The sequence below is a fragment of the Pseudomonas flexibilis genome (assembly GCF_000802425.1).
Taxonomy (GTDB): Bacteria; Pseudomonadota; Gammaproteobacteria; order Pseudomonadales; family Pseudomonadaceae; genus Serpens; species Serpens flexibilis.
This window is the reverse complement of sequence record NZ_JRUD01000002.1, coordinates 224,840-251,656: the sequence shown is the minus strand read 5'-3', so window position 1 is coordinate 251,656 and position 26,817 is coordinate 224,840. Positions and strand designations below refer to the sequence as shown.

General features: G+C 67.1%; 26 protein-coding genes. 13 read left to right on the top strand and 13 right to left on the bottom strand.

The genetic code is table 11. From position 1 onward, the window contains the following. The first annotated feature begins 157 nt into the window (after window positions 1-157). The 3 genes from SF06_RS01770 to SF06_RS01760 all read left to right on the top strand — a co-directional run bounded on the left by SF06_RS01770 (window position 158) and on the right by SF06_RS01760 (window position 1,775). Window positions 158-784, top strand: coding sequence for a hypothetical protein (locus SF06_RS01770; RefSeq protein ID WP_027588809.1), 627 nt, complete (start codon window positions 158-160; stop codon window positions 782-784). Window positions 785-871: 87 nt separating this feature from the next. Then, complete coding sequence (locus SF06_RS01765; RefSeq protein ID WP_039559605.1) at window positions 872-1,240, top strand: SpoIIAA family protein; 369 nt, start codon at window positions 872-874, stop codon at window positions 1,238-1,240. Window positions 1,241-1,334: 94 nt separating this feature from the next. Further along, window positions 1,335-1,775: a DUF3597 domain-containing protein gene (locus SF06_RS01760; RefSeq protein WP_039559603.1), complete on the top strand. Its 441-nt coding sequence runs from the start codon at window positions 1,335-1,337 to the stop codon at window positions 1,773-1,775. 36 nt (window positions 1,776-1,811) lie between these two features. Here SF06_RS01760 and SF06_RS01755 read toward each other — a convergent pair whose 3' ends face one another. The 6 genes from SF06_RS01755 to SF06_RS01730 form a co-directional block, all read right to left on the bottom strand. Next, window positions 1,812-2,072 (bottom strand): hypothetical protein, encoded by a 261-nt coding sequence (locus tag SF06_RS01755; protein WP_027588806.1) that lies wholly within the window; start codon window positions 2,070-2,072, stop codon window positions 1,812-1,814. A gap of 117 nt (window positions 2,073-2,189) precedes the next feature. Continuing rightward, window positions 2,190-3,815: a methyl-accepting chemotaxis protein gene (locus SF06_RS01750; RefSeq protein WP_039559602.1), complete on the bottom strand. Its 1,626-nt coding sequence runs from the start codon at window positions 3,813-3,815 to the stop codon at window positions 2,190-2,192. A 265-nt stretch (window positions 3,816-4,080) separates the two neighbouring features. Beyond that, a complete protein-coding gene (locus SF06_RS01745) occupies window positions 4,081-4,272 on the bottom strand; it encodes a CsbD family protein (RefSeq protein ID WP_027588804.1) in 192 nt (63 codons plus the stop codon). A gap of 152 nt (window positions 4,273-4,424) precedes the next feature. After that, complete coding sequence (gene zapE, locus SF06_RS01740; RefSeq protein ID WP_027588803.1) at window positions 4,425-5,519, bottom strand: cell division protein ZapE; 1,095 nt, start codon at window positions 5,517-5,519, stop codon at window positions 4,425-4,427. A 227-nt stretch (window positions 5,520-5,746) separates the two neighbouring features. Continuing rightward, window positions 5,747-7,111 (bottom strand): tryptophan--tRNA ligase, encoded by a 1,365-nt coding sequence (locus tag SF06_RS01735; RefSeq protein WP_039559599.1) that lies wholly within the window; start codon window positions 7,109-7,111, stop codon window positions 5,747-5,749. 32 nt (window positions 7,112-7,143) lie between these two features. Next, window positions 7,144-7,773, bottom strand: coding sequence for an alpha/beta hydrolase (locus SF06_RS01730; RefSeq protein WP_039559597.1), 630 nt, complete (start codon window positions 7,771-7,773; stop codon window positions 7,144-7,146). A 205-nt stretch (window positions 7,774-7,978) separates the two neighbouring features. On the opposite strand from SF06_RS01730, the gene SF06_RS01725 reads away from it, so the two are divergent. Next, window positions 7,979-8,419: a Z-ring associated ZapG family protein gene (locus SF06_RS01725; protein ID WP_027588800.1), complete on the top strand. Its 441-nt coding sequence runs from the start codon at window positions 7,979-7,981 to the stop codon at window positions 8,417-8,419. Between the two features lie 53 nt (window positions 8,420-8,472). Here SF06_RS01725 and SF06_RS01720 read toward each other — a convergent pair whose 3' ends face one another. Continuing rightward, on the bottom strand, window positions 8,473-8,988 hold the full coding sequence (locus SF06_RS01720) for a hypothetical protein (protein ID WP_027588799.1): 516 nt from the start codon (window positions 8,986-8,988) through the stop codon (window positions 8,473-8,475). A 98-nt stretch (window positions 8,989-9,086) separates the two neighbouring features. Then, a complete protein-coding gene (locus SF06_RS01715; protein ID WP_027588798.1) occupies window positions 9,087-9,677 on the bottom strand; it encodes a response regulator transcription factor in 591 nt (196 codons plus the stop codon). A 104-nt stretch (window positions 9,678-9,781) separates the two neighbouring features. On the opposite strand from SF06_RS01715, the gene SF06_RS01710 reads away from it, so the two are divergent. Both SF06_RS01710 and SF06_RS01705 read left to right on the top strand, forming a co-directional pair. Further along, window positions 9,782-10,492, top strand: a complete 711-nt coding sequence (locus SF06_RS01710; protein WP_027588797.1) for an RNA pseudouridine synthase — start codon at window positions 9,782-9,784, stop codon at window positions 10,490-10,492. Between the two features lie 178 nt (window positions 10,493-10,670). Next, the gene (locus SF06_RS01705; RefSeq protein WP_039559593.1) at window positions 10,671-11,177 is read left to right on the top strand and encodes a hypothetical protein; all 507 of its coding nucleotides are present in this window, start codon (window positions 10,671-10,673) and stop codon (window positions 11,175-11,177) included. Here SF06_RS01705 and SF06_RS01700 read toward each other — a convergent pair. Continuing rightward, entirely contained in the window at window positions 11,146-15,642 is a 4,497-nt protein-coding gene (locus SF06_RS01700; RefSeq protein WP_065365658.1) for a DEAD/DEAH box helicase, read from the bottom strand. The two genes, SF06_RS01705 and SF06_RS01700, sit on opposite strands and share 32 nt — an antisense overlap. 257 nt (window positions 15,643-15,899) lie before the next feature. On the opposite strand from SF06_RS01700, the gene SF06_RS01695 reads away from it, so the two are divergent. From SF06_RS01695 to SF06_RS01685, 3 genes are all read left to right on the top strand, one after another. Next, the gene (locus SF06_RS01695) at window positions 15,900-17,090 is read left to right on the top strand and encodes a YfaP family protein (protein ID WP_039559592.1); all 1,191 of its coding nucleotides are present in this window, start codon (window positions 15,900-15,902) and stop codon (window positions 17,088-17,090) included. After that, on the top strand, window positions 17,090-18,247 hold the full coding sequence (locus SF06_RS01690; RefSeq protein ID WP_052199676.1) for a polysaccharide deacetylase family protein: 1,158 nt from the start codon (window positions 17,090-17,092) through the stop codon (window positions 18,245-18,247). The genes SF06_RS01695 and SF06_RS01690 overlap by 1 nt, the downstream gene beginning before the upstream one ends. Window positions 18,248-18,329: 82 nt before the next feature. Then, complete coding sequence (locus SF06_RS01685; RefSeq protein WP_039559590.1) at window positions 18,330-18,683, top strand: DUF1428 domain-containing protein; 354 nt, start codon at window positions 18,330-18,332, stop codon at window positions 18,681-18,683. Here SF06_RS01685 and SF06_RS01680 read toward each other — a convergent pair. Continuing rightward, entirely contained in the window at window positions 18,677-19,570 is an 894-nt protein-coding gene (locus tag SF06_RS01680; protein ID WP_139181999.1) for an SGNH/GDSL hydrolase family protein, read from the bottom strand. The two genes, SF06_RS01685 and SF06_RS01680, sit on opposite strands and share 7 nt — an antisense overlap. 195 nt (window positions 19,571-19,765) lie before the next feature. Between SF06_RS01680 and SF06_RS01675 the strand changes: the two genes are divergently transcribed. Beyond that, window positions 19,766-20,815, top strand: a complete 1,050-nt coding sequence (locus SF06_RS01675; RefSeq protein ID WP_052199675.1) for an acyltransferase family protein — start codon at window positions 19,766-19,768, stop codon at window positions 20,813-20,815. Between the two features lie 30 nt (window positions 20,816-20,845). Here SF06_RS01675 and pyk read toward each other — a convergent pair whose 3' ends face one another. The 3 genes from pyk to SF06_RS01660 all read right to left on the bottom strand — a co-directional run bounded on the left by pyk (window position 20,846) and on the right by SF06_RS01660 (window position 24,150). Continuing rightward, window positions 20,846-22,297 carry a pyruvate kinase gene (gene pyk, locus SF06_RS01670; protein ID WP_039559587.1) on the bottom strand — a complete coding sequence of 484 codons (1,452 nt, stop codon included), beginning with the start codon at window positions 22,295-22,297 and terminating at the stop codon, window positions 20,846-20,848. A 55-nt stretch (window positions 22,298-22,352) separates the two neighbouring features. Further along, the gene (locus tag SF06_RS01665) at window positions 22,353-23,276 is read right to left on the bottom strand and encodes a universal stress protein (protein WP_039559585.1); all 924 of its coding nucleotides are present in this window, start codon (window positions 23,274-23,276) and stop codon (window positions 22,353-22,355) included. Window positions 23,277-23,343: 67 nt separating this feature from the next. Beyond that, on the bottom strand, window positions 23,344-24,150 hold the full coding sequence (locus SF06_RS01660) for a tetratricopeptide repeat protein (protein ID WP_027588770.1): 807 nt from the start codon (window positions 24,148-24,150) through the stop codon (window positions 23,344-23,346). A 162-nt stretch (window positions 24,151-24,312) separates the two neighbouring features. Here SF06_RS01660 and SF06_RS01655 point away from each other — a divergent pair, with 162 nt between their 5' ends. From SF06_RS01655 to sbcB, 3 genes are all read left to right on the top strand, one after another. Next, window positions 24,313-24,681, top strand: a complete 369-nt coding sequence (locus SF06_RS01655) for a hypothetical protein (protein ID WP_027588771.1) — start codon at window positions 24,313-24,315, stop codon at window positions 24,679-24,681. Between the two features lie 173 nt (window positions 24,682-24,854). After that, complete coding sequence (locus SF06_RS01650; RefSeq protein WP_407681078.1) at window positions 24,855-25,262, top strand: PilZ domain-containing protein; 408 nt, start codon at window positions 24,855-24,857, stop codon at window positions 25,260-25,262. Between the two features lie 41 nt (window positions 25,263-25,303). Beyond that, window positions 25,304-26,755, top strand: a complete 1,452-nt coding sequence (gene sbcB, locus SF06_RS01645; RefSeq protein ID WP_039559583.1) for an exodeoxyribonuclease I — start codon at window positions 25,304-25,306, stop codon at window positions 26,753-26,755. Window positions 26,756-26,817: the final 62 nt, after the last annotated feature.

Below are 26,817 nucleotides of genomic sequence, written 5' to 3'. Positions count from 1 at the left end.
CACATAGCCATTACCCGTTGACGGATCAATCAGGCGCGCGTGTCGCTGCCCTTTGTCGGCCGTCCGGGCTGTGGGCGGACCCCGGCAATGCCGGGCCAGGACCGATGGCGGCCCCTTTTGCAAGGTCGACGCCTCGGATATTCAAGGATAACGACGCATGACGACCCCCGCAGACACCGTCCCGAAAACCATCATCAAGATCTTCCCCGAGACGATCGACAGCTTTTCCCGCAATCCTGCGGACCTGCCGACCCCGAGCGACTCGCCGAATGTCTACAAGCGTTTCTGGAAATGGCTGTGGTTCCCCTTGTTGCTGCTGAGCGTGCCGGCGTTTCTGCTCGGCCAGCCCGAAGCCGGCATTGCCTGTCTGGCGCTGGGGGTGCTGGCAGGGGTGCTGGCCCTGATGCCCGCCAAGCGGCGCGTCGAACCCCGCGCGGAACTCGACGCCTTCTTCGACGAGGACGGCCTGCACCTGCCCGCCGAGGTCGCCTCCCGCGTCGATAGGTTCATCCCCTATGCGGAGATGACGCGCATCCTGACCCTGGACCTGCCCGCGCAGGCCGGCAAGACCGTGGTCTGGTGGCGCCAGTACCAGATCCATACCCGTCGGCCGGTGGAGAATCCCCACGTGGAGATCAACACCCTGCGCTCGCTGGACTCGGTGGTCTCGGTGCTGAATCGCCTCAAGCGCCTGCCGGCGACCCGCCATATCGATATTCCCGCCCCCACCGAGATGGCCCCCCCGGCCGGTGCCAAGAGCGGCAAGGAAATGCGCTTGCGCTGAACAGCCCCGGGCTGCCGGGTCCTCGCCCGACAGCCCGCCAACGGTGAACTAGCCTGCCTGTAGCAACCCGCAGGTGAGGAACACGTCATGTTCACGGTCAAGCGCAGCGGTGAGAACCGCGTCGACCTGGAGATCCACGGCAAGCTCGACAGCGACGCCATGGCCCAGTTGCTCGACCATCTGCTCAATGCCTCCACCGGCCTGCACAAGGGCCGTTTGCTCTACCGCCTGGAAGCCTTCGATCTGCCGACCCTCGGCGCCTTCGCCGTCGAGCTGGCGCGCCTGCCGCAACTGTTCCGGCTGATCCAGCGCTTCGAGCGCTGCGCCGTGCTGACCGACACCGCCTGGCTGCGCCACGCCAGCGAGGTGGAGGGCGCGCTGATCCCCGGCCTGCAGGTTCGCGCCTTTCGCACCGACCAGGAACCGCAAGCCGAAGACTGGCTCAACGAAGCCTGAGCCGCGCCACCCTCTATCGATCAGCCCGCCGACCAGTGAATGCCCGCCCGAATCCGCGGTCGCATCAGAACCACCACCAGCGGAGGATCCACCCATGGGCCTGTTCGATCTGATCAAGGAAAAACTCGGCATCGGCCGCGACGCACATGCCACGGAGCGCCCGGCGGGCGCCCCGCCACCCGGGACCACCACCGCCGCGGGCGGCACCACGGTCGATTCCGGCGTGGTGCCGCCGAGCCCAACAGCAGCACCGGGCGCCACGGCGGCACCGGTCAGCCAGGTCGATGTGGCCGCCAAGCTGGAGAGCATGGCCGCCACGCATTCGGAGCAGCTGAACTGGCGCACCTCGATTGTCGACCTGCTCAAGCTGCTCGGCCTGAACAGCAGCCTGGAAGCCCGCAAGGAGCTGGCCACTGAGCTGGGTTGCCCGCCGGACAAGATGGCGGACTCGGCGCAGATGAACATGTGGCTGCACAAGGAGGTCATGAAGCGCCTGGCCGAGCACGGCGGCACCATTCCTCCGGAACTGCTGTGACCCGAACGGGGCTGCGCAGGGCAGCCCCGTTTCCGTTCAGGCCGCAGAGGCGAACAGCTCGCGGCTCTGGTCGAGATGCTGGTCGACCAGCCACTTGCCGTGGGCCAGGGATACCTGTTCGGCCTTGTCCCGGTCGGACAGGAAGGCGCGTTCGTGGGGCAGCGGGAACCGGCGACTGCTGCGCCCGTCGGGCGCGGTGATGCGGCAGCCGGCCGCCCAGGGCAACGGGCTGCCCTCGTACTCGATCACGTCGGCGACGATGGTGTGGTTGCGGTAGGTGCAATGCAGACGTTGCATGACCAGGCCCTCGCGGATACCCATTGGTGTTGAGGGAGGCTGGCCCAGCCTGCGGGTCCCTGCAAGACGTTCCGACGAAAGCGGCCAGCCCGACGCCGGGCTGGCCGCTTCATCCCTTTACAGGCGGAAGCCGGTCACCAGCTCGTTCAGGCGCACCGCCAGACGCGCCAGTTCGTGACTGGCGGCGCTGGTCTGGTTGGCGCCGGCGGAGGTCTGCATGGCCAGGTCGCGGATGTTGACCAGGTTGTGGTCCACCTCGCGAGCCACCTGGGCCTGCTCTTCCGAAGCGCTGGCGATGATCAGGTTGCGCTCGGTGATATGGCCGATCGACTCGGTGATCTGGCGCAGCGCTTCGCCGGCGGCATGGGCGATTTCCAGCGTGCTCTGCGCGCGCTGGTTGCTGGTCTGCATCGCGCTCATGGCCTGGTCGGTGCTCTGCTGCACCGCCTGGATCATCTGCTCGATTTCCTGGGTGGACTGCTGAGTACGATGCGCCAGGGCACGCACCTCATCGGCCACCACGGCAAAGCCGCGCCCCGCCTCACCGGCCCGGGCCGCTTCGATGGCGGCGTTGAGCGCCAGCAGGTTGGTCTGTTCGGCGATGGCGCGAATCACGTCCAGCACGGTACTGATGCTGCGCACCTGGCCCGCCAGGTTGTCGACTTCCTGGGCGCTGCTGCCGGCCTCGCGGGTCATCTGGTTGATGGATTCGATAGTGCGCTCCACCTGGTTGCGACCTTCCCGCGCGGTGCGGTCGGAGGCCTGGGAGGCTTCCGAGGTAGCCGTGGCGTTGCGGGCCACTTCATCCACGGCGGTGGTCATCTCGTTGACCGCGGTGGCCGCCTGCTCGATTTCCTGGTTCTGCTGCTGCAGCACGCGGCTGGAGTTCTCGGTGACGGTATTCAGCTCTTCGGCAGCCGAGGACAGCTGGTTCGAGGAATCCACGATGCGCTGCAGGGTATCCCGCAGGTTCTGCTGCATGCGTTCCAGGGCGGCCAGCAGCTGGGCCGGCTCGTCCCGGCCTTCCACACGAATGGCGTGGGTAAGGTCGCCGTTGGCCACCACTTCGGCCATGCGTACCGCTTCGGAGAGCGGCGCGACAATGCTGCGGGTCAGCACGCTGGCCAGCACGATGGTCAGCAGCGCGGCGAGCGCCATGAACACCAGCACGCCGATATCGGCCAGTTCGTATTGCTCATGGGCCTTCTGGGCGAAATCGCCGGCAATCTGCCCCTTGATCTCGATGAGCCGGTTCAACTGCTTACCCAGCTCGATGGACAGACGGTTGTAGTCGCCGCCCAGCAGGGCGCGCATCGGCTCCAGCTCGCCCCGGGCGGAAGCGTCCACGAGGCTCCTGTGGATGTTCACGTAGTCCTGCATGGCCTGGCGCACCAGGCGGAACTGCTCGCGCTCTGCCTCGCTGACCACCAACTTCTCGTAATCGTTCACCGCCTTGGCGAGATCGTTGGCGATCTCGTCCGCGCGGATCAGACTGGCCTTGAGTTTGTCGGGCTCGCGGTCCACATAGAGACGAAACGACATGATGCGCAGGCGCAGCATCTGCTCGCCGATCCAGCCCAGGGCGCGATAGCTGGGCAGCGTGTTGTCCTGCATGGTGAGCGTGGCGCCGCGAATCACCTGCATCTGGCTCTTGGCGAACACGCCGAGCAGCACGACCAGCAGGGCCACGATGGAAAAACTGACGATGGCCCGATGGCCAACCTTGAATCGCCTGAGAAACATGGGGGGAATCCCTTTTCCGCTGAAGGTTTGTTCTTTTTTTGCGTGTCTGTCAGTGGGCAGCGGCCCCACGAGCCCGCCTGCCGCTGATCATCTAATCGGCAACGGAGCGGCATTCATTAGGAAAAAGATAATAAAATGGCGCCAGCATTCCGCCTATCCGAACGCCGGCGACGGCAAGATCGAACGCGTTGCGGCCTGATTGAAGGAACGGAATCGAAGGGGAGCCGATGGGCCGGAAAGCCCATCGGCGGGCGGTGGGGGAAGGTCAGGCCTTGTCGATGCCTTTCTTCAGGGTGTCCTTGACGTCGCCCTTGACCTGCTGGGCTTCGCCCTTGCGCTCCTGGATCTTGCCTTCCTGGCGCATGCCCTGGTTGCCGGTGGCTTCACCGACGCCCTGCTTGACCTTGCCTGCCGCTTCGTTGGCCATACCGCGGGCCTTGTCGCCTGCACTGCTCATGGCAAATCTCCCTCACTGATGGGTTCAGTGCAGTGGAGTGGCGGGTCGGGGAAAGGTTTCATCCACCCGGCAAAGGGCGGGACAGAGGCTCGTGGAACATTAATCGCTGCAGAGCTGGCTCTATGCCAGCCCTGCAGCGGCGACCACCGCACTCAGGGCTTGTGCGGTCGCGCCAGGAACTCGTGGGATTGCATTTCCAGCAGACGGCTCAGGGTGCGCTGGAATTCGAATTCCAGGCGGCCGCCGGCGTACAGGTCCTTGAGTTCCACTTCGGCGGAGAGGATCAGCTTGACGTTGCGGTCGTAGAACTCGTCCACCAGGTTGATGAAGCGCCGCGCCATATCGTCCTTCATGGCATCCATGCGTTCGACGTTGGCCACCAGCACCGCTTCGAAGATCTTGCCCAGCTCGATGTAGTCGTTCTGACTGCGCGGGCCGTCGCACAGCTCGCGGAATTCGAACCAGGCGATGTCGTTGGCCACCTTGCGGGCGCGGATGATGCGGTTCTCGATCATCAGCGGCTCGTTTTCACGCACCGTGCAATTCTCGGTGAGCAGGCTCTTGAAACTGCGCTCCAGACTCAGCTCGGCCTCGGCGTCCAGCGGCCAGTGGTACAGCTCGGCCTGCTCCAGGGCGCGCAGACGGTAGTCGATGCCGCTGTCGACGTTGACGATCTCGGTGTGCTGCTTGAGCAGGGCGATGGCCGGCAGGAAACGGGCGCGCTGCAGGCCGTCCTTGTACAGGCCGTCCGGCACGATGTTGGAGGTGGCCACCAGCGACACGCCGTTCTTGAACAGCTCGTCCAGCAGGGTGGCGAGGATCATGGCGTCGGTGATGTCCGACACGAAGAATTCGTCGAAGCAGATCACCCGGGCCTCGCCAGCGAAGCGCTTGGCGATGATCGGCAGCGGGTTCTTCTCGCCCTTGAGGGTCTTCAGTTCCTCGTGCACGCGCTTCATGAAGCGGTGGAAGTGCGTGCGCATCTTCTGTTCGAACGGCAGCGCGTCGAAGAAGGTATCCACCAGGTAAGTCTTGCCGCGACCCACGCCACCCCAGAAGTAGATGCCCTTGATCGGGCCCTGCGCCTTCTTGCCGAACAGCTTGCCGAGCAGGCCGCTCGATTGCTGCTGTGCGGCCACCAGGTCGTCGTACAGGCGCTGCAGGTGACGCACGGCGTTTTCCTGGGCGGCGTCGTGGAAAAAGTCGGGGCGTTGCAGATCGGCCTGATAGCGCTGGAGTGGAGTCATGGCAGCGTCGGGGTTGGTGGAGGGGGCCGACACTTTAACGGCGCCCTCGGTGCTTGGCAATTTGCTCAGATCGTTCAAGGCAGCTCTTTCCTCAGGTCATGAAAAGTGGCGACCGGCGCGTGCCCGCAGGAGCGAATTCATTCGCGAGCTCTTTTCCAGGCCATCCCAAAGCTCGCGGACAAGTCCGCTACCACCCCCAGCGGCTCTGCGCCGAACCAACAACGAAGTCAGCTTTCGGCGGCCAGCCCGGCGATGGCGTCGCGCACCCGCAGCATGGCCGCGTCGAGGGCCTCGGGATCGGCGAAGCTCGGGCTGTCGGCGATGCACTCGTCGTCCAGCCACAGGGTGAACTGGGTGCCCTCGTCCTCGCGCAGCTCCAGCGCATCCGGCCCCTGGGCGATCAGCCGCTGGCTGACCTGACCGGTTCTCTTCGGGTCGCTGAACGGCCGCGACAGCAGCAATTCCTCGCCGTCGGCGGCCAGGAAGCGGAAGCGGAAGCTGCCATCCGGCTCGCGGAAGCTGACGAAGCGTGCGGTCTTGGCGGCCTTCTTCTTGCTGGCGCCGGCGACCTGCACCTGCTCGCGGAAGGAGCGCAGGCCCACCGCCTCGCGCAGCTCGGCCAGGAACGGAGTGGCGATGCGCCGCGCCCTGGCGGCGCCGGCCAGTAGGATGTCCTCCAGGTCGGCCGGCTTGGCGATCAGCGCATGGTAGCGTTCGCGCGCTTCGCCCAGCTCGTTGTCGAGCAACTCGAACAGGCGCTGCTTGGCCTCGCCCCAGCCCAGCCCGGCCAGCAGGTCGGCACGGAAGGCGGCCTGCTGTTCGGCGCTGGCAAAAGCCTGGTAGAGGGTGAACAGGTGGGCGTTGTCCGGGTCCTTGGGCTCGCCCGGCAGCTTCGAGTCGGTAACGATGCGGGCGATTGCGTCCTTGAGCTGCTTGGCGCTGCCGAACAGCGGGATGGTGTTGTCGTAGCTCTTGGACATCTTGCGACCGTCCAGGCCCGGCAGGGTCGCCACCTCTTCCTCGATGACCGCCTCGGGCAGGGTAAACAGCTCGCGGCCCTGGCCGAACAGGTGGTTGAAGCGCTGGCCGATGTCACGGGCCATTTCCACGTGCTGGATCTGGTCACGGCCGACCGGCACCTTGTGGGCATTGAACATCAGGATGTCGGCGGCCATCAGCACCGGGTAGCTGAACAGGCCCATGGTCACACCGGCATCCGGGTCTTCACCGACCTCGACGTTCTTGTCCACCGCCGCCTTGTAGGCGTGGGCACGGTTGAGCAGGCCCTTGCCGGCCACGCAGGTGAGCAGCCAGGTCAGCTCGGGAATCTCGGGGATGTCCGACTGGCGATAGAAGGTCGCCTTGTTGGTATCCAGGCCGCAGGCCAGCCAGGTGGCGGCGATTTCCAGACGCGAGCGCTGGATGCGCGCCGGGTCGTCGCACTTGATCAGCGCGTGGTAGTCGGCCAGGAAGTAGAAGGAGTCCGCATCAGCGGCGCGGCTGGCGACGATGGCCGGGCGGATAGCGCCGGCGTAGTTGCCCAGGTGCGGGGTGCCGGTGGTGGTGATGCCGGTAAGGATGCGCGTGGTCATGTGTCAAATCCGTCGAACGTGTGGCAGGCGGCTCAGAGGCGCTCGCTGACCAGCTCTTTGAGGTCGGTCAGCCTGCCATGGAAGAAGTGGCCGCATTCTGCCACTTTCAGCAGCTCATGGGGACGCGCCAGGGCTTCGGACCAGGCGTAGACCGCTTCGGGCGGCACCACCTCGTCGTCCTCGGGCTGGATCAGGGTCAGCGTGCCGGTCTGCGGCAACGGCACGTTCTCGTCCAGGCGCATCACCGCCGGGGCGACCATGAAGATGTGCTCCAGCTGCTGACCACGCGCCTCCAGACGCCCGCCCAGTGCGGCGGCGACGAAGCCGCCGAAGGAGAAACCGAGCAGGCTCAGCGGCAGCTCGGGATGCTGGGCGCGCAGCCAGTCGCAGGCCGCCTCGGCATCATCCACCTCGCCCATGTGCATGTCATGGCTGCCGGCGCTGGCGCCCACGCCCCGGTAGTTGAAGCGCAAGGTGCTGTAGCCGGCGTCGCGGGCGGTGCGCTGCAGGGTGGAGACCACCTTGTTGAGCATGGTGCCGCCCTTGACCGGGTTGGGATGACAGATCAGCGCCAGGCCGCGCGCGTCGGGCACTGGCAGGTAGAGGGCTTCGAGCGCGCCGCTGGGGCCGTCGAGCTGCAGAGGGGTTTCGCGGGTGAGCAAGGCAGGAACTCCGTGACCCGGTTGGGGGTCGACTCGTCTTGGTTCAGGTCCGGGCGGTGCACGCACCACCGGAGAACGGCGCGCCGCCGGACAGACGGCCGCGCCACCAGTAATTCCCGGCGTTTCGTAGCATTGTACGGTGCGGCATTCGGGGGCAGACTGGGGTCGCTAACGTAAAACAAACCCGCAGATAGAGGAAGGACTCGTGGAACAGTCGCTCATGGTCTGGTTGGTGCCGGCCATTGCCCTGCTTGTCGGGGTCGTCATCGGTTTTCTGATTTCCCGCCTGGCACCTGGTGCCGCGCCGAGCCGCACCCAGAGTCAGCTCGACGAACTGCAGGAGCGTTTTGAAACCTACCAGAGTGAAGTGGTCACTCATTTCAATACCACGGCCGCCCTGGTGCGCAAGCTCACCCAGAGCTACCAGGATGTGCAGGAACACCTCACCGAGGGCATCGATCGCCTGGCGCTGGACGAAGTGACACGCCAACGTCTGTTGTCAGCCCTGCACGACCAGCAGAAGCGCGAGCGTCTGCAGGCTCCGGAATCCGACCTGCTCGACTCCCAGGCGCCCAAGGACTACGCCCCCAAGCCGGCTGGCGCACCAGGCACCCTGGACGAACACTACGGGCTTAAACATCCCTGAGCCCCAAAAGAAACCGGAACCCTAGGGTTCCGGTTTTCGTTTCAGAGCAGGGTTCAGAAGTTGTAACCCAAACCCAGGCTGTAGAAGAGCGTGCCGTCATCGTAGGTATCTTCGGCCTCGCTGCCGCTGTCGAACAGGAACTGGTACTCGACCATACCGGTGATGAAGGTACTGTCGTTGACCCAGTGTTTGAGGCCGATTTCCGGGCCGGCCATGAAGGTGTCGTCGACATTGTCGCCATAAATGCCGCCAAGGCTGGCGCCAATGAACGGCCGAGTGTTGCCGGTGCCGAAGTGGTAGTCGTAGAACACCCGCGTCGCACCCTGGAACTTGGTGCTTTCTCCCTCGGTATCGAAGATACCGACGAACTGGCGGATCCCCCACAGGGAGGAATCATTCAGGTATTGCCCCCAACTGCCCTGGACGTTCAGCAGAGTGGAATCGAAATCCTTGTCGCTGCTGCCGGCGCCACTGAGCGTGATTTCCTGGGTTCCCGCCGTCGGCGCGGCCAGAACGGCAACCGGCAACAGCGCGGCGGCCAATACGGACAAGCTCATAAATCTTTTCATGGGTAAGCCTCTTCATGGGAACACACATGGAGCGTTCGCTCATGAAAAACGACCCACCGGGGCATTAACAGTTCCCTGTCCGCGACCACCGAACCGTTCTACAACAGCATGCGCACCATCTCCACCACCGAGCTCACCTGCAATTTGTCCATGATGCGGGCCCGGTGATTTTCCACCGTCCGTACGCTGATCGACGCCAGCTCGGAGATTTCCCGACTGGATTTGCCCTGCACCACCCACTCGGCGATGCGCCGCTCCTGCGCGGTGAGCAAGCCCAACCGCTGCTCGCGCGCGCGTCGGGCCTGGCCGGCCTGATGCAGCTCGGCGCACCGCGCCAGCGCGGCACGCACCCGCGCCAGCAACTGCCGGCCGTCCACGGGCTTTTCCACATAGTCGAAGGCCCCCCGGCGCATGGCTTCCACGGCGGTGGCCACGTCGGCGTGCCCGGTGATGAAGATCAACGGCGTTTCGACACCGCGCGCCAGCAGCTCGGCCTGCAGTTCCAGCCCGCCCAGTTCGGGCATGCGCAGGTCGGAGAGAATGCACTCGCAGTCGCCCGCCGCCACATAGGACGACAGGAAGGCGCGCGAGGACGAGAAACGGCGAACCTTCAGGCCGGCTGCGCCTAACAGCTCGGCATGCAGGTCGAGGATGAGTTCGTCGTCGTCGATCAGATAGACGCAGGACATCGAACAGCCCTTCGGGCAATTGAGGCGCGCATTCTATCGTCAAATACCCCCGCCTGTTTATTGACCTGGGGCTACAATCGCAGCCCCTTCAGGAGTCCACTGCCATGTCCGAACCCGTCCGTCTGTCCAAACGCCTCGTTGAACTGCTCGGCTGCTCGCGTCGCGAAGCCGAGCTGTACATCGAGGGCGGCTGGGTCACCGTCGCTGGCGAGGTGGTGGAACAGCCGCAGTTCAAGGTGACCGACGAGCCCATCGTGCTGCTGCCCGGCGCCGAGGCCGAGGATGTGCCGCCGGCCACCCTGCTGCTGCACAAGCCAGCCGGTTGCAGCGTGGAGCAGGCCCTGGCGCTGCTGACCCGCGAGAATCGCTGGGCCGAGGATGACCCTACTCTGCGCGCCGTGCACAAGCATCTGGTACGCCAGCAGCCGGTCGGTCTGCTGGAGCGCGAGGCCAGCGGCCTGCTGGTATTCACCCAGAGCTGGGGCGTGACCCGTCACCTGACCAACCGCCACAAGCCGCTGGAAGAGGAATACGTTGCCGAGGTCAAGGGCACGCTCGTCGACGGCGGTCTGGACAAGCTCAAGCGCGGCATCCGCCAGGGCGAACACACCCTTCCGGTGTGCAAGGCCAGCTGGCAGAACGAAACCCACCTGCGCCTGGCCCTGAAGGCGCCCCAGCCGGGCGACATCCGCACATTGTGCAGGCTGGTGGGCCTGCAGTTGGTCAGCCTGCGGCGCATCCGCCTTGGCACCGTGAGCATGGCCAAGCTGCCGCAGGGGCAATGGCGCTACCTGAAGCCGAACGAGCGTTTCTAGGCTTTCGGCGTCGGGTGGTCAACGCCCTTTTTTGGCCACCACGCACCGGCGACGGCGCGCCCGTCACGCGCGCCAATCTGTGCGCCGCTTCGCAAATCAGCCAGCGCCGATCCACACTGATCCGGTTCCTCGACTATCACCAAGCAGGGTGCCCACCCTGCGGACGACGGACCCGTACATGACCCGATGGATTCTCCTTAGCGCCGCCCTGGCGCTGGGCGGCTGTGCCGCCAAGCCCTGCGAGCCGCTCGTGCTCGACAGCCACGCCCAGCGCCTGCTGCAGGAAAACGACCTGATGCAGGCCCGCCTGCTGGTCACCTCAGGCCCCCAGAGCAGCCTGGAACTGGCCGATGCCCTGCTGGCGCGCATCGCCGACCAGGACCCCCGTGGCGAAGTGGCGCTCTACCAGGCGGTGTCGCTGATCCGCCAGCGCGCGGCGCTGGAGCGCATCCTGCCGTTGCTCGAACGCTCCGCCGAACGCCGCCATCCGCACGCGCTGGCGCTGCTCTACAAGATCTACAGCGAGCCCTTCCTGGCGCCGCAGGCCGACCGCGCCCACGCCCTGCGCTACCGGGAGGCTTATGCCGGGCTGGACGTGGCCAAGGGTGGCTACCCCTCGTTTCCCCGCGCGCTGATGGTGGTCGATCAGCTGGTCAACCCGCCGGCCCACGTGCGCGGCCAGTGAGCCATTCATCACGCACCAGCGCCTGACCCAAGCGCTCCCGCTCGCCTTCGTCCGGCACATCGCGGAACTCGACCTTGCCGGCAATCCGCGTCGCCACCGGCACACCGTCGCGATACAGCAGGCGGTTGCCCGGCAGCGCCGGCACTTTCTCGCCGGGCAGCAGGATGCCGGCCAGGTTCAGCGGATCGCTGCCGCTGACGCGGATCAGCTCACCGGCCGCCGGCCGGCGCCTCACCTCGCGCAACAGGCCGACCGCCTCGGGCAGGGCGAACTGTTCGCCACTGATGCCGGTGACGAAACGCCCGCCACGGATTTCCCCGCGCGCCTCCAGGCGGTGATAGACGCGTAGCAGCTCCCGCCACGGCGGCAGCCAGTCGGCCTCGCGCTCCAGCAGGCGCCAGAACACCACACCGTAGCGGCGCAGCAGCACGCGGGCGATGTGTTCCAGGGGGTCGGGCTCACCCTCTCCCCCGGCCAAGGGCTGGCGCCTGCCAGCCCTTGCAGCAGCGCCTTCCTCAGCCGGGCGACGCAGCAAGGCCCAGCGCCCGGCACCGGCCATGCCGCCCATCAGAGCGCCGCCGCGCGCCCGCCGTCCCGTGCGGGTCGGGCGCTTGCCGACCGGCGTCAGCAGCGCGCGCAGGCCGGCGAAGCCGTCGGCATTCAGCAGGCCCAGGGCGACCAGCTCGCCCAAGGCATCCTCCAGCTCGCTACGCAGCAGGTGGGCGTCCTCCAGCAGTTCGTCGAAGAACAGCGCGCCCTGGCGTTCCAGCACGTCCAGCACCCGCCGGGCGCGCGGCGACGGCTGCGCCTCGGCAGTGCCGGCCAGGGACATCCACAGCGCCAGCCGGCGCCGCGGCAACAGCACGATCGGCGTGCCGCGCACCGGCCCGGCGCCGGCCGTCTGCCGCCCGGCCAGGCGAGCCCAGACCATCCGACCGGAGCGGCACAGCGCATCCAGCCAGGCGCTGTCGTAGCGTTTGAGGCGCGCCGGCAGCAGCTCGCCTTCCCAGGCGGCGGCCGCCGCCTGATAGCCCTCCAGCTGCTCGAGCACGGCCGCCACGGCGTCCGCCCCTTCGCCACGGGTCGCCGGGGCAAGCCGTTGCCAGTCGAACAGGAAGCGCAGGAAATCGCGGCGCTCCACCGGCTCGATCTCCCGGCGCAGACGCTTGACCGTGTAGCGATGGATGCGCGCCAGCAGGTGCCGCTCGCACCACTCTTCCTCGCGGCTGCCAGGGGTGAAGCGCCCACGCAGCACATAGCCCTCGCGCTCCAGCGCGGCCAGCGCCTGCGCCACCGCACTGGCCGGCTGCGCCAGGGCGCGGGCGATGCGCGGCAACGGCAGCGGGCCAGCGCCCGACAGGCGCGCGCGCACCACATCCACCCGCACGGCGTCCTCGTCGCCGACTTCTGCGAACGCGGCGGGAATCGTCAGCCTCGGCGCGTATTCGGCGTTGGGATACAGCACGCGAAACTGCGCCAGGCGCTCCAGCGGCAGCCACAGGCCTTCACCTACCGCAACGCTCATGCGCGTCGCCCGCCCGCGGGCGGCCAGCGCCTCCAGCAGCGCCGGCCACTGCGGATCGCTGCGGCTTTCCGCATCGGTCAGGCAGGCCAGGGCCATCAGCGCCTCGTGCAGCTCGTCGGCGGTGCGCGCCTGCGGCCAGGCTTCCTCGGCCACGGCGAGAATGGCCTCGGCATCCAGCTGGCCCAAGTCGTCGGTGGACTGCGGGTCGCTCCAGCGCCGCGCCAGCACCGCCTGCGTGCGCCGCTCCTCCAGCGGCGCGTCGTCGAGAAAGGCGTAGGGCCGCGCGCTGAGCACCTCGGCGGCCAGGGGCGAGGGCTCCGGCAGGTCGCGCTGCAGCAGACGCACCTCGCCGGCCTCCATGCGGCGCAGCAGGGCCAGCCAGCCTTCGCTGTCCATAGCTTCGTGCAGGCAGTCCTCCAGGGTCTGCGCCACCAGCGGATGGTCGGGAATCTCGCGCTCGCCGACGATGTTTTCCAGGCAGGCCACCTGATCGGGGAATACCGTGGCCAGCAGATCTTCGCTGCGCATGCGCTGAATCTGCGGCGCCACCTTGCGCCCGCCGCTCATGCGCGGCAGGGCCAAGGCGACCCCGGCCACCCAGCGCCAGCGCACGCCGAACAGCGGCGCGTCGAGCAGCGCCTGGATCAGCACCTGCTCGGCGCTCGCCGCACGCAGGTAGCGCCAGACCTCGTCGAGGGGAAAGCTGTGGCTGGTGGACAGCGAGAGGATGATGGCGTCCTCGGTGGCCGCCGCCTGCAGCTCGAAGTTGAACGTGCGGCAGAAGCGCTTGCGCAGTGCCAGCCCCCAAGCGCGGTTGATGCGACTGCCAAACGGCGAATGGATGATCAGCTGCGTGCCGCCGGATTCGTCGAAGAAGCGCTCCATCACCAGACAGTGCTGCGTGGGCAGCGCGCCCAGCGCGGACTGGGCGCGGGCCAGGTAGTCGACGATCTGCTCGGCGGCGGCCAGCGGCAGGCCGAGCTCGTCGGTGAGCCAGGCGATGGCCGGCGCCAGGCGGTCGGGTGCGTACCTCTCCACCAATGGCGCCCCACCAACGCCTGCGGCGGCCAACGCTGCGTTTTTGACCGCCCTACCGGGCTGCACGCCCTGCGTAGGGTGGACAACGTTTTCCTTGTCCACCGAGGGCGCCCCGCCGAGGGCATTGGGGATCAGCCGCCGCTCCACCTCCCCGCGCAAGCGCCCCACGGCGGCGGACAGCGCGTCGCTGCGCCCCGGCGCCTCGCCGAGCCAGAAGGGAATGTTCGGTGGCTGGCCATGGGCGTCCTCCACGCGCACCCGCCCGGGTTCGATGCGCAGGATGCGGTAGGACTGGTTGCCGAGCTGGAACACGTCGCCGGCCAGGCTTTCCACCGCGAAGTCCTCGTTCACCGTGCCGATGTTCAGCGCCTGGGGTTCGAGCAGCACCGCGTAATCGGCAGTCTCCGGAATGGTGCCGCCGCTGGTCAGCGCGGTCAGTTGCGCGCCGCGCCGGCCGCGCAGGGTGCCGGTCACCGCGTCACGGTGCAGGTAGGCGCGGTGCGCGCCGTGCCGGCGCGTATAGCCCTCGGCAAGCATGCGCAGCAGCGCCTGATAGTGCGCTTCATCCAGGTCGGCATAGGGCTCGGCGCGGCGGATCAGCGCCAGCAGCGCGTCCTCGCGCCATTCCTGGCAGGCCACCTCGGCGACGATCTGCTGGGCCAGCACGTCCAGCGGCGCGCGCGGGATATGCAGTTGATCCAGCTCGCCACGCCGCACGGCATCGAGTAGCGCGGCACATTCGATCAGCTCGTCCCGGGAGGTGGGAAAGATCCGTCCGCTCGAAACCCCGCCTACCTGGTGACCGGCGCGACCGATGCGCTGCAGGAAGGCGCCGATGGAACGCGGCGAGCCGATCTGGCAGACCCGCTCCACGTCGCCGATGTCGATGCCCAGCTCCAGCGAGGCGGTGGCCACCAGCACGCGCAGCTCGCCCGCCTTCAGCCGCCGCTCGGCCTGCAGGCGCTGCTCCTTGGCGAGACTGCCGTGGTGGGCAGCCACCGCCGCCTCGCCGAGGCGCTCGGACAGGTGCCGGGCCACCCGCTCGGCCAGCCGCCGGGTGTTGACGAACACCAGCGTGGTGCGCCGCTCGCGGACCAGCTCGGCCAGCCGGTCGTAGACCAGTTCCCAGGCCTCGTTGCTCATCACCGCCTCGAGCGGCACAGGCGGTACTTCCAGGGCCAGGTCCAGGGCACGCTGGTGGCCAATGTCGACGACCGTGCAATCCTGCCCGCCGGTGAGAAAGCGCGCCACCGCCGACAGCGGCTTCTGCGTGGCGGACAGGCCGATGCGCACCAGCGGCCAGGCGCACAGCGCCTGCAGGCGCTCCAGGCTCAAGGCCAGATGGCTGCCGCGCTTGTTACCGGCCACCGCGTGGATTTCGTCGACGATCACGCTGCGCGCGCCGGCGAGCATGGCCCGTCCGGAAGGCGAGCCGAGCAGCACATACAGCGATTCGGGCGTGGTCACCAGGATGTGCGGCGCGCGCTTGCGCAGCGCCGCGCGCTCGGCCTGCGGCGTGTCGCCGGTGCGCACCGCCGTGCGGATCTCCACCGGCGGCAGGCCCAGGCGCTGCAGTTCCTCGGCGATGCCGGCCAGCGGCACCTCGAGGTTGAGGTGGATGTCGTTGGACAGCGCCTTGAGCGGCGAGACGTAGACCACCTGGGTGGTCTCGCCAAGCGACCCGGCGAGCCCTTGGCGCAGAAGGTCGTCCAGCGCGGCGAGAAAGGCGGTGAGCGTCTTGCCCGAACCGGTGGGCGCCGCCACCAGGGTGGAGCGCCCGGCGCGAATGCTCGGCCAGGCCGCGGTCTGCGCCGGGGTCGGCGCGGCGAAGGCGCGCCGGAACCAGCCCTGCACGGCGGGGTGGAAGGCGGCCAGCGGGTCATGGTCGGCGGCGCGGTTCATGCCGGCACTATGGAACGGGCAGGGAAAGCACTCAAGCGTTGGCGGTCGGCGAGCCAACGAAGAGACCTTCAAAGCCAACGGAGCGCCCGGCAGGAGCATTTTCATGCAGCAAGGCGTTGACACGGGGCATTTCGCCCGAAGGCCCACGATGGCACTATGCCGCGAGCTTGAAACGCTTGAGTTAGAGGGCCGCGGGTCTCGATCACGTCCGACGCGTGTGCGCCTACCGATCCCAACGAAATTCCCAGAGAAAACCGATGTACACAACGCTAGTGAAGTATCTGAGCCCGCTTGCCCTTCTGCTGGCCTGTTTCGCCCCCGTCGCCCAGGCGGCGCCGCTGGACATCCAGATCCTCAGCGCCACCATCCGCGACCAGAAAATCGAAGGCGCCTCGCTGATCCTGCAGAAGAACGGCGAGCAGTCGGTGACGGCAGTGACCAACGCCCGCGGCGAGTCCACCCTGAACCCGGCGTTCGACGCCAGCGACAGCCTGCTGATCGTCAAGAAGCCCGGCTATTCCGACCTGGTGGTCAAGTGCCCCTGTGACGGCATGACCTACGCGATCAGCCCGGTGATGCAAAACCTCGACGGCATGCGCATCGTCCTCAACTGGGGCCGCTATCCCGAAGACCTGGATTCCCACCTGCTGTTCCCCGGCAACCACGTCTATTTCAGCAACATGCGCGGCCGCGATGCCCTGCTGGATGTCGACGACACCACCAGCTACGGCCCGGAGACCATCACCATCGAGCGCAAGCACGACGGCTCGCGCTACGTCTATGCGGTGCACAACTTCAGCGACCGCGCGCGGATGAACAGCAACCGGCTGTCCGAGAGCAACGCCAAGGTGTTCGTCTATGTCGGCCAAACGCTGATCAAGACCTACTACGTACCGCGCAACCAGGTGGGCAACCTGTGGACCGTGTTTGCGGTCACCGAGTCGGGCGACATCGAGGATTTCAATACCCTCAAGAACGTCTCCAGCCTGGAGCGGCTGAGCACCTCGGAGTTCGGCAATGTGGTGGGCACCCTGGTCAGCCGGCGCACCGACTACGGCGCCGACCGGCTGCAGCGCGCCAAAGGGCTGAATCGCCAGGGCGAGCAGGCCTACCACGCTGGCCAGTACGACGAAGCGATCCGTCTCTACCGGGCAGCCATCGACGAGGATGCCAATTACGGCCAGGCCTACAGCAACCTGGGCCTGGCCTTCCAGAAGGCCAACCGCGTGGCCGAGGCCCTGTGGGCCAACCGCAAGGCCATCGCCCTGGCCAGCGGCGCCTCGGCGCCCACCGTGCGCGCCAGCTCGCACTACAACAACGGCCGCATCTACGAGACTGCCGGGCAATGGTCCGACGCGCTGCGCGAGTACCGCTACGCCCGCGACCAGAAGGCCAATGCGGTCTATGACCGGGCCATCGAGCGCATGCTGCAGAACGGCGCGCGCTGATGGCGCGGCGCGCGGCCTGGCCCCTCGGCCTGGCCATCGCCCTGCTGGCTGGACTGGCCTGGGCCGGCAGCGCCGCCCAGGCGGCCGGCCCGGCCGACGTCGCCACGCTCGACCTGCGCACCTGGGTCGAGCCGCTGGACACGCCGGCCGGCTTCGACCGCGCCTCGCGCGCCGCCCTGCTGGTCTACGCCAGCACGATGCACGGCCTGCCGCCACGCGACGAGGCCCAGCTGCTGGCGCACCTGCGCATCAAGCGCCTGAATCGGGCCTCGCTCGATCAGTGGCTGGAAGCGGAGCGGGCGCGCGCCTGGCGCAACTACCAGTTGGCCAGCGCCGACTGCCGGGCCGGCGACTGGAGCTGCGTCGGCCCGCTCGACGACTTCGCCACGCTCGGAGAGGCGGCGCAGAACGCGCTGGCCGGGCTCGGCGGCGGGCTGGCCACCTGGCATAGCCAGTTGACGGCGTTCAGCCAGGCCTACCTGACGGAACAGATGCGCCTCGCCGCGCTGTTCCCCACGGTCAGCAGCGAAATCGCCACCTTCGGCCGCCACGAGTGGTCCGGCGACGAACTGGACGACCGCCAGTTCTTCCTGACCTTCGATGACGGGCCCGGCGCCCACACTGAAGCCACGCGAGCCATGCTGGCGCGGCACGGCCGCAACGCGACCTTCTTCGTGCTCGGCGAGAACTTGCAAGCGCGTCTGAGCAGAGACGGCGGCGAGGCGCTGGATCGCCTGTATGCCGGCCAGTGCGTGGCCTCCCATGGCTGGGAGCATCGCTCGCACGCCCGCTGGGACGGCTGGCAGGACTCGGTCCTCACCAGCCGCGCGCTGCTGCACAGCACGCTGCCAGATTCCACGCTCCTGCCGCTGTTCCGCCCGCCGTATGGCCAGCGCACGGCGGACAGCGGCACCTTTTTCACGGCCCAGGGCATCCAAGTGGCGCTGTGGAACCTCGATTCCCAGGACTGGCAGCGCGCGCTCGACGCCGAGGCCATCGGCCAGCGCATGCTGGGGCTGATGCTGATAAAACGCCGTGGCGTGCTGCTGTTTCATGACGTGCATGGCAAGGCAAGCGCTGCCCTGCCCGGGGTATTCGCCGCACTCGGCGACGCCGTATCCTGGCCGGATTGCCGCGAGCTGGCGGCCCGGCACTGAGCGCTGCTCCGGTCGCTGCGCTCGCCATTTACCGTATGCGGCCTAACCTGATCAGCTCCATGTACCGATAGGAGAATCAGACATGACCTATGTCGATGGCTTCGTGGCGGCCGTGCCGACCGCCAACCGGGAGCAATACCAGCACCACGCACAGATCGCCGCGCAGGTGTTCAAGGAGCATGGAGCGCTCAAGGTGGTCGAGTGCTGGGGCGACGATGTACCGGAGGGCAAGCTGACGTCCTTTCCGATGGCCGTGCAGCGCACGCCGGAGGAAACGGTGGTGTTTTCCTGGATTCTCTGGCCGTCGAAGAGCGTGCGCGATGCCGCCCACCAGAAGGTGATGAGCGATCCACGCCTGGCTCCGGAAACCAATCCGATGCCCTATGACGGCAAGCGCCTGATCTTCGGCGGTTTCGAGATGATCCTCGATCAGTAGCCCTTGAAGTCGATCAGGTAGTCACGCACCTTCTCGGCCACCAGCCGCGCACCCTTCTCGTTGAGGTGGATGCGGTCATCACGCAGCGAGCGGGGCACGATGCCGTGCCGGTAGTCCGCGACATCGCCGGGGTCCCGGGGGTCGTAGCTTTCCACCAGCAGTTGCCAGATATCCAGGAAGTTGTTCGGGAAGGCCTCGCGCAACCCGTCGCGGATGGCGACGAAGTCCGCGTAGTGTCGGCCGCCGATGTATTCATGGGCGAAATCGGCATTCGGCGGCGGCATGACCAGGAAGCGCTTGTGCAGGGGCTTGAGGAACTCGACCATGGCGCGCACGTCGGAAATGACCTGCTGCGGTTCGTCGTAGTTGTTGCGCCCCGCCCAGATCACGGCGATCTCGTGGTCGGTGTCGCCGATATCCATCAGAAACGGCAAGGCGACCGGCGCGTCCACGGCATCCCCCGCCTGGGCACGGGTGAAGGTGTAGGCCGTGTCGGAGTGGCGACGCAGCACGCCGCGCACGCCGCCCAGCGTGCCTTCGAGCTGCTGCCGGCCGTACTGGGTCATGGGCACCACGGTGAACTCCGCGACGTCCACCGTGCCGCTGCTGGGTATCTTGCCGCCGGTCAGCTTCACGTAGGTCGGCCGGCCTCCCTGGCGGGCGGCGATCTGCGCGCTGGTGTTGCCGCCCACGCCACGGTTGGTGACCGTGCGCCCGGTCAGCTTGGCCAGGAAGTGCGGGTAGCTGGAGGTGGTCAGCGAGTCCCCCCAGCAGACGATGGAGGGCAGGCCATGCAGCCACTTCACGTCCGTTCCAGGGGCCTGGACGGCGTCTCCACGCACGCTCAGCGCCCAGACAAGCAGTGTCAGGCCGGCCAGTGTTCGCATGGCATTTCTCCCTGTGGTGGCATCGTCCTTGGCGGTCGGCCGAATGCACGACCGTGGCAGGGTCTAGACGCGATTCGACCGTCTGTCAAAAAGCCGCTCGCTTCTCAGCCGCCGTCTGCTTGACTGGGCTGCGGACCTGGGAAAGGGCCCGTGTGCTCGACGGTGGTCGGGCGCTCTATCGAAAGGGATTTCCGCATGACATCTGCTCACACGGCCTCGGCCGACAAGCTGGACAGCATCCAGCTGCTGCGCGCGATCGCGGCGACCGCCGTGGTCGTCTACCACATACCGCTGTTCCGGGAAGGCGCCTGGGGCGTGGACATCTTCTTCGTCATCAGCGGCTTCATCATGGCCCTGGTCACCGAGAGGTCGACGCGTCATTTCTTCGCCAAGCGCGTCATCCGGGTGGTGCCGCTCTACTGGCTGGGGACCTTCGGGGTCTTCGGCGTTGCCCTGCTGCTGCCCGACCTGCTGGACAACACCACGGCCGATGTCGCCGGGCTGCTCAAGTCGCTGCTGTTCATTCCCTACCTGAAGGGCGATAGCGTGCAGCCCCTGTTGTTCCTGGGCTGGACGCTGAACTTCGAGATGTTCTTCTACGCGGTGTTCGCCCTGGCCATGGCGATCAGCCACCGGCATCGCCTGCTGATCGCCTCGGGCCTGCTGCTGGGCCTGGTGCTGCTGGGCGCGCTGGTGCGCTTCGAGTCGGTGGTGCTGGCGTTCTACACCAATGAAATCCTGCTGGAGTTCGTGCTGGGCATGGGTTGCTACGCCTTCTACAGGCACACCGCCGCCTGGCGGACAGCGGGGATTGCGCGCCAGACCCGCACGGCACTCATCGTCATGGGTGTGGCCTGCATCGTCTGCCTGCCCTTCAGCGGTCTGCTCCATCCCTGGCTGGGGCGCAGCGGCAGCTGGGGCATTCCCGCCGCGCTGGCCTTCCTGGCGCTGGTGCATGGCCTGGCAGGTCGCCAACTGCCCCCGCGGGTGGTGCTGATCGGCGACGCCAGTTTTTCGCTGTACCTGTTTCACCCCTACGTGATGAAGGTGTTCAACAAGGTCTTCCACGTCTTCGACGCGCCGGGGCCGCTGGCCTTCGTGATGGCGCCACTGACCATCGGCCTGTGCCTGCTGGTAGCGGTCGGCATCTACCGGTTCGTGGAACAACCGATGACCGACTGGCTGCGCAGCAAGTTGTTGACGCCCCGTTCGCACGCCATCGGCGCGCCGCTGCCGGGACGTTGAAGGGCGCCCGAAGACGCCCCTCGCCCCACCTCAGACCAGCGGCTCGCCGACATGCAGGAGCTTCATGCTGTTGGTGCCGCCAATGGTGTGGTAGGTGTCGCCCTTGGTCAGGATCACCCAATCACCGCGTTCCACCACGCCGCGCTTCAGCAGCTCGTCCACCGCCGCCTGGCTGACCTTGTCCAGGGCGTGCTCGGCCATGTCGAACGGCACGGTTTCCACGCCGCGGAACAGCGCCACGCGCGCCTGGGTCTCGCGGTGACGGGTGAAGGCGTAGATCGGCACCGAAGACCGGATGCGCGACATGATCAGCGGCGTGAAGCCGCTCTCGGTGAGGCTGATGATGGCCTTCACGCCCGGAAAGTGGTTGGCGGTATACATGGCCGCCAGGGCGATGCTTTCGTCGCAACGGCCGAACTTCTGCCCCAGGCGGTGGCTGGACTTCTGGCTGGTGGGATGCTTTTCCGCACCCAGGCAGATACGCGCCATGGCCTTCACCGCCTCCACCGGGTAATCGCCGGCGGCGCTTTCCGCCGAGAGCATCACCGCGTCGGTGTAGTCCAGCACGGCGTTGGCCACGTCGGATACCTCCGCACGGGTCGGCATCGGGCTGTGGATCATGGACTCCATCATCTGCGTGGCGGTGATGACCGCCTTGTTGTAGCGACGGGCGTGCAGAATGATCTTCTTCTGGATGCCGACCAGCTCGGCGTCGCCGATCTCCACACCCAGGTCGCCACGGGCCACCATCACGGCATCGGAGGCGCGGATCAGGCCGTCCAGCGCTTCATCGTCGGCCACCGCCTCGGCGCGTTCGATCTTGGCCACCAGCCAGGCCTTGCTACCCGCCTCGTCGCGCAGGCGGCGCGCCAGTTCCATGTCGGCGGCGTCGCGCGGGAAGGACACCGCCAGGTAGTCCAGCTCCATTTCCGCAGCCAGCTTGATGTCGGCCTTGTCCTTGGCGGTCAACGCCGGCGCCGTCAGACCGCCGCCGCGGCGGTTGATGCCCTTGTGGTCGGACAGCGGGCCGCCGATCAGCACGGTGCACAGCAGTTCGTCGGCGGTGGTGGCGTCGACGCGCATCACCACGCGGCCGTCATCCAGCAGCAGCTCGTCACCGACGCCGCAGTCCTTGATCAGGTCCGGGTAGTCGATGCCGACCACCTCCTGGTTGCCGGCGTCGCGCGGATGGGTGACGGAAAAGCGGAAGCTATCGCCTTCCTTCAGCTCGATGCGCTTGTTGGCGAACTTGGCGATACGGATCTTCGGCCCCTGCAGGTCGCCGAGCAGCGCCACGAAGCGGCCATGCTTGGCGGCCAGCTCGCGCACCAGGCGGGCGCGGGCCTTGTGCTCGTCCGGCGAACCGTGGGAGAAGTTCAGCCGGGCCACGTTGAGCCCGGCGAGGATCAGCTGCTCGAGTACTTCGGGACTGCTGCTGGCCGGGCCCAGGGTGGCGACGATCTTTGTGCGACGGGACGACATGCGGGGGACTCCTTGATTCGGTCTGCCCCGAGGCTACTACGCCCGTCGCCTGTAGTCATGTTTGGTCGGAACTACCGAATCCCTGCGGCTTGACCACCAGCAGATCGCAGCGCACGGCCTCGAGGATGCGCTCGGCGGTATTGCCGATCAGCGCGTTGTCCAGGTGGCCCCGGGCAATCGCCCCCATCAGCAGCAGATCGATGTCCTGCTCCTCGACAAAACGCGGCACGGCCTGCTCGGCGAAGCCCTCGACCAGGTGCCCCTGCCCTTCCGCGCCGGGATAACCGGCCAGCAGGCGGTCGAAGGCCTGGCGGTGCTGCTCGCCGTACTTGCGGCAGTAACTGTCGTAATCGGCCACCAGTTCGGCATCGAACACCATGGTGCGCGGCAGTGGTGCGTAGGCGTGCACGTAGCTGGCCTGCAGCTGAAGCGACTCCGCCAGCTCACGGGAAATGGCCAGCAACTGGTGATCCAGGGCGGCGGGCTTGTCGGCTGAATGCAGCGGATCGACGGCGGCGCAGAGGCGCTTGGGTTGCCACTCGCGCGCGCCGGTCAGCCACAGCGGGCAGGGGCACTTGCGGATCAGCTGCCAACTGTTGCTGGTGAACAACAGGCGCTGCAGCAGGCTGTGCTGATAGGCGTTGCGGAACAGAATGTCGGGCTTGAGCTCGTCCACACGGGCCAGAATCATCTTGTACAAGGGCCGTCCCCAGCGCGTTTCGCAGGTAACCGTCAGGCCCTCGGCGCGGAGCGGCTCGGCCAGCTGCTCCAGCGAGGCGCGCCGCTGCTCGAGCAGACCATCACGCGCGTGCTGCAGGCGCGGTCCGTCCAGCAGACCACCTTCGAGTGCGGACTGATGCTCGCAGAGCAGCAGTTCCAGTGCCGCCCCGTTGCGGCGGGCGACCCAGGCAGCACGCTGCAGGGCGGGCTGGGCTTCCTGGGTGGGGTCGATGACGACCAGCAGTTGGCGGATCTTCATTGCGGCTCCTTGAAGGTTGGCTGTGGAGCCATTGCAGCACAGTTCGCCGCCACCGGCTTGACTTGCATCAGGCCGCCGGGCTGTTCAGCACCCGGTCCAGGTGGCGGGCCGCCTTGTCGGCCAGTTCGCCGTTCGGGTATTGCACCAGCAGGCGGCGCAGATAGTTGATGGCCTTGTCGCGGTCGGCGCGGGGGTTGTCCGCCGCCATGTACATCAACCCCAGCTGGTAGAGCGCCTTTTCCTTGATCGAGGCGGCCACGCCCGGATCGCGCAGGGCCAGCAGATACAGCTCCTCGGCTTCGGCCACGCGGTTCTTGAGCACCGCTCGGCGCGACAGCAGGGTCATATCCTGATCCAGGCTGGGCTTGTTGAGATCCAGATCGGCCCCGGGCTTCCAGTCAGCCAGCAGCTCGCGGGCATTCTTCTGCAGCGGCTCGTCGACCCGGCCGCGCAGCGCCATCAACCGTTCGGCGGCGCGCTCGGCGGCGCGGGTGGCGGGGAATTCATCGAGCACGCGATTGAGGTAAAGCTGTGCGGTGGCATCGTCGCGCTGGTCGTTGTAGCGGCTCATGTAGATGAGGCCGATCTGGTAGAGGGCGATGGCGCGCACCTCGTCGCTCAGGCCGCGGTCCCGGTAACCCGAGAGGTAGAGCTGCTCGGCCTGCGGACTGTGGGCGTCGCGGATGGCCAGGGCGCTGTAGGTCAACAGGTCGCCCTCCTCTTCCACCGCCGCGGCCATGCGCTTGCTCTTCAGGGTCTTGTACTCGACCACTTCGTGGGTGGCCACATGGGCCACGAACAGCGGAGTGGTCGGCGAGCAGCCTGCGAGAAACAGCAGCAGGAGTAGAGCGGAAGACAGGCGGCGCATGGGCATTCCTTGGCAGATGCGTAGGCGCCTGAGTCTAGCAATGCCGCTCGTCGGGCGGGCGGGCGCGGACCTCACACCCAACGGAGGTTGTGGGCAAAAAGCCGCGCGATTCGATTGAAGAAATCGGGGGTACTGTCGATATGATGGCAAAGCAAAGGAGATACCCTCATGAAACTCCCCCTCATCCTGCTGGCGGCGAGCCTGGCCGTCGCCGGTTGCAGCACCCGCGCCAACCTGGACAAGCACCTGAACTCCGCCTATCGCGCCTACGACGATGGCAACTGCGAGAAAGTGATGCTGGAGCTGTCGCTGGCCGAGCGCGCCAGCCGTTCGCGCGTCTACATGCAGCCGGAGATTTCCATGCTGCGCGGTCAGTGCCTGGAGCGGCAGAGCCTGTTCGTGGACGCCACCCAGACCTACCTGTTCATCATCAATCGCTTCCCGTTGAGCGAATACTCCTACCGCGCCAAGGCCCGCCTGGAAACCCTGCGCCAGCTCGGCCACTTCGATCCGGAGAAAACCGTCGGCGCCCGCTGATTGACGACAAATGTCGCACCCCGGCGCCTGCACTGGAGATCGACGCCGATAGCGGCTAATCTCCGCTCCTTGAATACACCTTGAATCCATGCGGAAGGGGCCTGCACTGCTGGCCCATTCCTCGCAGGGTCGCGGTTCGGTGTTCCTGGTAACTGGAGGTACGAGTGCCCGAGTTGGAGAAGTCGAGCCAAGCGCGTGTCAGCCACGACCAGGCTGTGCCCGGCGTCGGGCGTCGGCGCATTCAGCGCCAGCAATTGCCCTATTACCTCAAGGTCTACAACCGGATCACCGACAAGCCGCTGGGCTACCTCGGCAACCTGTCGTGCGAGGGGCTGATGCTGATCAGCCAGTGGCCGCTGCTGGTCGGCGCGCGCTTCGACATGCGCCTGAAGATTCCCGGCGCCGAGGGCGTCTGGCGACCCATCGACTTCCACGCCACCTGCCAGTGGACCCGAGAAGACGTCACCCCGGGCAGCTACGACTCCGGCTTCCATCTCGAGTCGCCACCGGCGGAGTTTCTCGAGCTGGTTGAAGCCCTGCGCGACTACTTCGCCTTCACCGGCCATAAGCCCGCTCACTGAAAAAAGCCTCTAAACTCGCGGCCTCGCAACAGGAGGCCACCGTGACCCCGAGCATTTTCTGGTACGACTACGAAACCACCGGGACCGATCCGCGCCGCGATCGCCCGCTGCAGGTCGCCGGCCTGCGCACGGATGAAGCGCTCAACATCATTGGCGAACCGGTCAACCTCTACTGCCGTCCGGCCGACGACATCCTTCCTCACCCGGCCGCCTGCCTGATCACCGGCATCCACCCGCGGACCCTGCTCGACCAGGGCCAGGACGAAGCCGAATTCTTCACCCGCCTGCACGCCGAGCTGGCGCGCCCCGGCACCTGCGGCGCCGGCTACAACTCGCTGCGCTTCGACGACGAGTTCACCCGCTACGGGCTGTATCGCAACTTCTTCGACCCCTATGCCCGCGAATGGCAGGGCGGCAATAGCCGCTGGGACCTGATCGACCTGGTGCGCGCCGCCTATGCGCTGCGTCCGGAAGGCATTGTCTGGCCGCAACAGGACGGCCGTGTCAGCCTGCGCCTGGAGCTGCTCACCCAGGCCAACGGCATTGACCACGGCCAGGCCCACGATGCGCTGTCCGACGTCACGGCGACCATTGGCCTGGCACGCCTGCTGCGCGAGCGGCAACCGCGCCTCTACGAGTACCTGTACCAGTTGCGCAGCAAGCATCAGGTGATGGAGCGGGTGCGCCTGCTGCAACCCCTTGTGCACATTTCCGGGCGCTTCGCCGCCGAGCGCCATTACCTGGCGGTGGCGCTGCCGCTGGCCTGGCATCCGCGCAACCGCAACGCACTGATCGTCTGCGACCTGCAGGCCGATCCCGCGCCCTTGCTGGAACTGGATGCCGAGACCCTGCGCGAGCGGCTGTACACCCGACGCGACAATCTGGCCGACGACCAACTGCCCGCCCCGCTCAAGCTGGTGCATATCAACAAGTGTCCGGTGCTGGCGCCGCTGAACGTGCTGCGCGGCGAGGACCGCGAGCGCCTCGGGCTGGATCTGGAGCTGTGCCAGCGGCGCGCCATGCTGCTTCGGGACCAGGCCACACAATGGCGTGACAAGCTGGCCGCGCTGTATGCCGAGGAAACCTTCGCCGGTAATGGACAGGATGACCCCGAGCAACAGCTGTACGGCGGTTTCCTCGGCGAACGTGATCGCCGCCTGTGCGAGCAGGTGCGCCTCAGTGAGCCGCAGGCGCTGGCCAGGGAGGCCTGGTCCTTCGACGACCCGCGCCTGCCGGAGCTGCTGTTCCGTTATCGGGCGCGCAATCTTCCAGACAGCCTGACGGCAGAGGAACGGCTGCGCTGGCAGGCGTTCTGCCGCGAGCGACTGCTCGATCCGGCACGCGGCGCGCCCAACACCCTGGCGGCCTTCGAGCAGGAACTGAACGCCCAGCTGGCTGGCGCGGACGGCGCCAAACGCGCACTGCTGCTGGACTGGCAGGCATATGCCGGGGAGCTGGCCCGGCGGCTGGGCTGCGTCACGCCTGAGCTATAGGGCGGTCAGCGCGGTTCCGGCCGCCGCCGGCGGGCCACGGCGCGGTCGCCATGGTGGACAAG

Coding starts and splice junctions, on each gene's coding strand:
- SF06_RS01770 (WP_027588809.1), top strand. CDS start 158: ATGACGACCCCCGCAGACACCGTCCCGAAAACCATCATCAAGATCTTC.
- SF06_RS01765 (WP_039559605.1), top strand. CDS start 872: ATGTTCACGGTCAAGCGCAGCGGTGAGAACCGCGTCGACCTGGAGATC.
- SF06_RS01760 (WP_039559603.1), top strand. CDS start 1,335: ATGGGCCTGTTCGATCTGATCAAGGAAAAACTCGGCATCGGCCGCGAC.
- SF06_RS01755 (WP_027588806.1), bottom strand. CDS start 2,072: ATGCAACGTCTGCATTGCACCTACCGCAACCACACCATCGTCGCCGAC.
- SF06_RS01750 (WP_039559602.1), bottom strand. CDS start 3,815: ATGTTTCTCAGGCGATTCAAGGTTGGCCATCGGGCCATCGTCAGTTTT.
- SF06_RS01745 (WP_027588804.1), bottom strand. CDS start 4,272: ATGAGCAGTGCAGGCGACAAGGCCCGCGGTATGGCCAACGAAGCGGCA.
- zapE (WP_027588803.1), bottom strand. CDS start 5,519: ATGACTCCACTCCAGCGCTATCAGGCCGATCTGCAACGCCCCGACTTT.
- SF06_RS01735 (WP_039559599.1), bottom strand. CDS start 7,111: ATGACCACGCGCATCCTTACCGGCATCACCACCACCGGCACCCCGCAC.
- SF06_RS01720 (WP_027588799.1), bottom strand. CDS start 8,988: ATGAAAAGATTTATGAGCTTGTCCGTATTGGCCGCCGCGCTGTTGCCG.
- SF06_RS01715 (WP_027588798.1), bottom strand. CDS start 9,677: ATGTCCTGCGTCTATCTGATCGACGACGACGAACTCATCCTCGACCTG.
- SF06_RS01710 (WP_027588797.1), top strand. CDS start 9,782: ATGTCCGAACCCGTCCGTCTGTCCAAACGCCTCGTTGAACTGCTCGGC.
- SF06_RS01705 (WP_039559593.1), top strand. CDS start 10,671: ATGACCCGATGGATTCTCCTTAGCGCCGCCCTGGCGCTGGGCGGCTGT.
- SF06_RS01700 (WP_065365658.1), bottom strand. CDS start 15,642: ATGAACCGCGCCGCCGACCATGACCCGCTGGCCGCCTTCCACCCCGCC.
- SF06_RS01695 (WP_039559592.1), top strand. CDS start 15,900: ATGTACACAACGCTAGTGAAGTATCTGAGCCCGCTTGCCCTTCTGCTG.
- SF06_RS01690 (WP_052199676.1), top strand. CDS start 17,090: ATGGCGCGGCGCGCGGCCTGGCCCCTCGGCCTGGCCATCGCCCTGCTG.
- SF06_RS01685 (WP_039559590.1), top strand. CDS start 18,330: ATGACCTATGTCGATGGCTTCGTGGCGGCCGTGCCGACCGCCAACCGG.
- SF06_RS01680 (WP_139181999.1), bottom strand. CDS start 19,570: ATGCGAACACTGGCCGGCCTGACACTGCTTGTCTGGGCGCTGAGCGTG.
- SF06_RS01675 (WP_052199675.1), top strand. CDS start 19,766: ATGACATCTGCTCACACGGCCTCGGCCGACAAGCTGGACAGCATCCAG.
- pyk (WP_039559587.1), bottom strand. CDS start 22,297: ATGTCGTCCCGTCGCACAAAGATCGTCGCCACCCTGGGCCCGGCCAGC.
- SF06_RS01665 (WP_039559585.1), bottom strand. CDS start 23,276: ATGAAGATCCGCCAACTGCTGGTCGTCATCGACCCCACCCAGGAAGCC.
- SF06_RS01660 (WP_027588770.1), bottom strand. CDS start 24,150: ATGCCCATGCGCCGCCTGTCTTCCGCTCTACTCCTGCTGCTGTTTCTC.
- SF06_RS01655 (WP_027588771.1), top strand. CDS start 24,313: ATGAAACTCCCCCTCATCCTGCTGGCGGCGAGCCTGGCCGTCGCCGGT.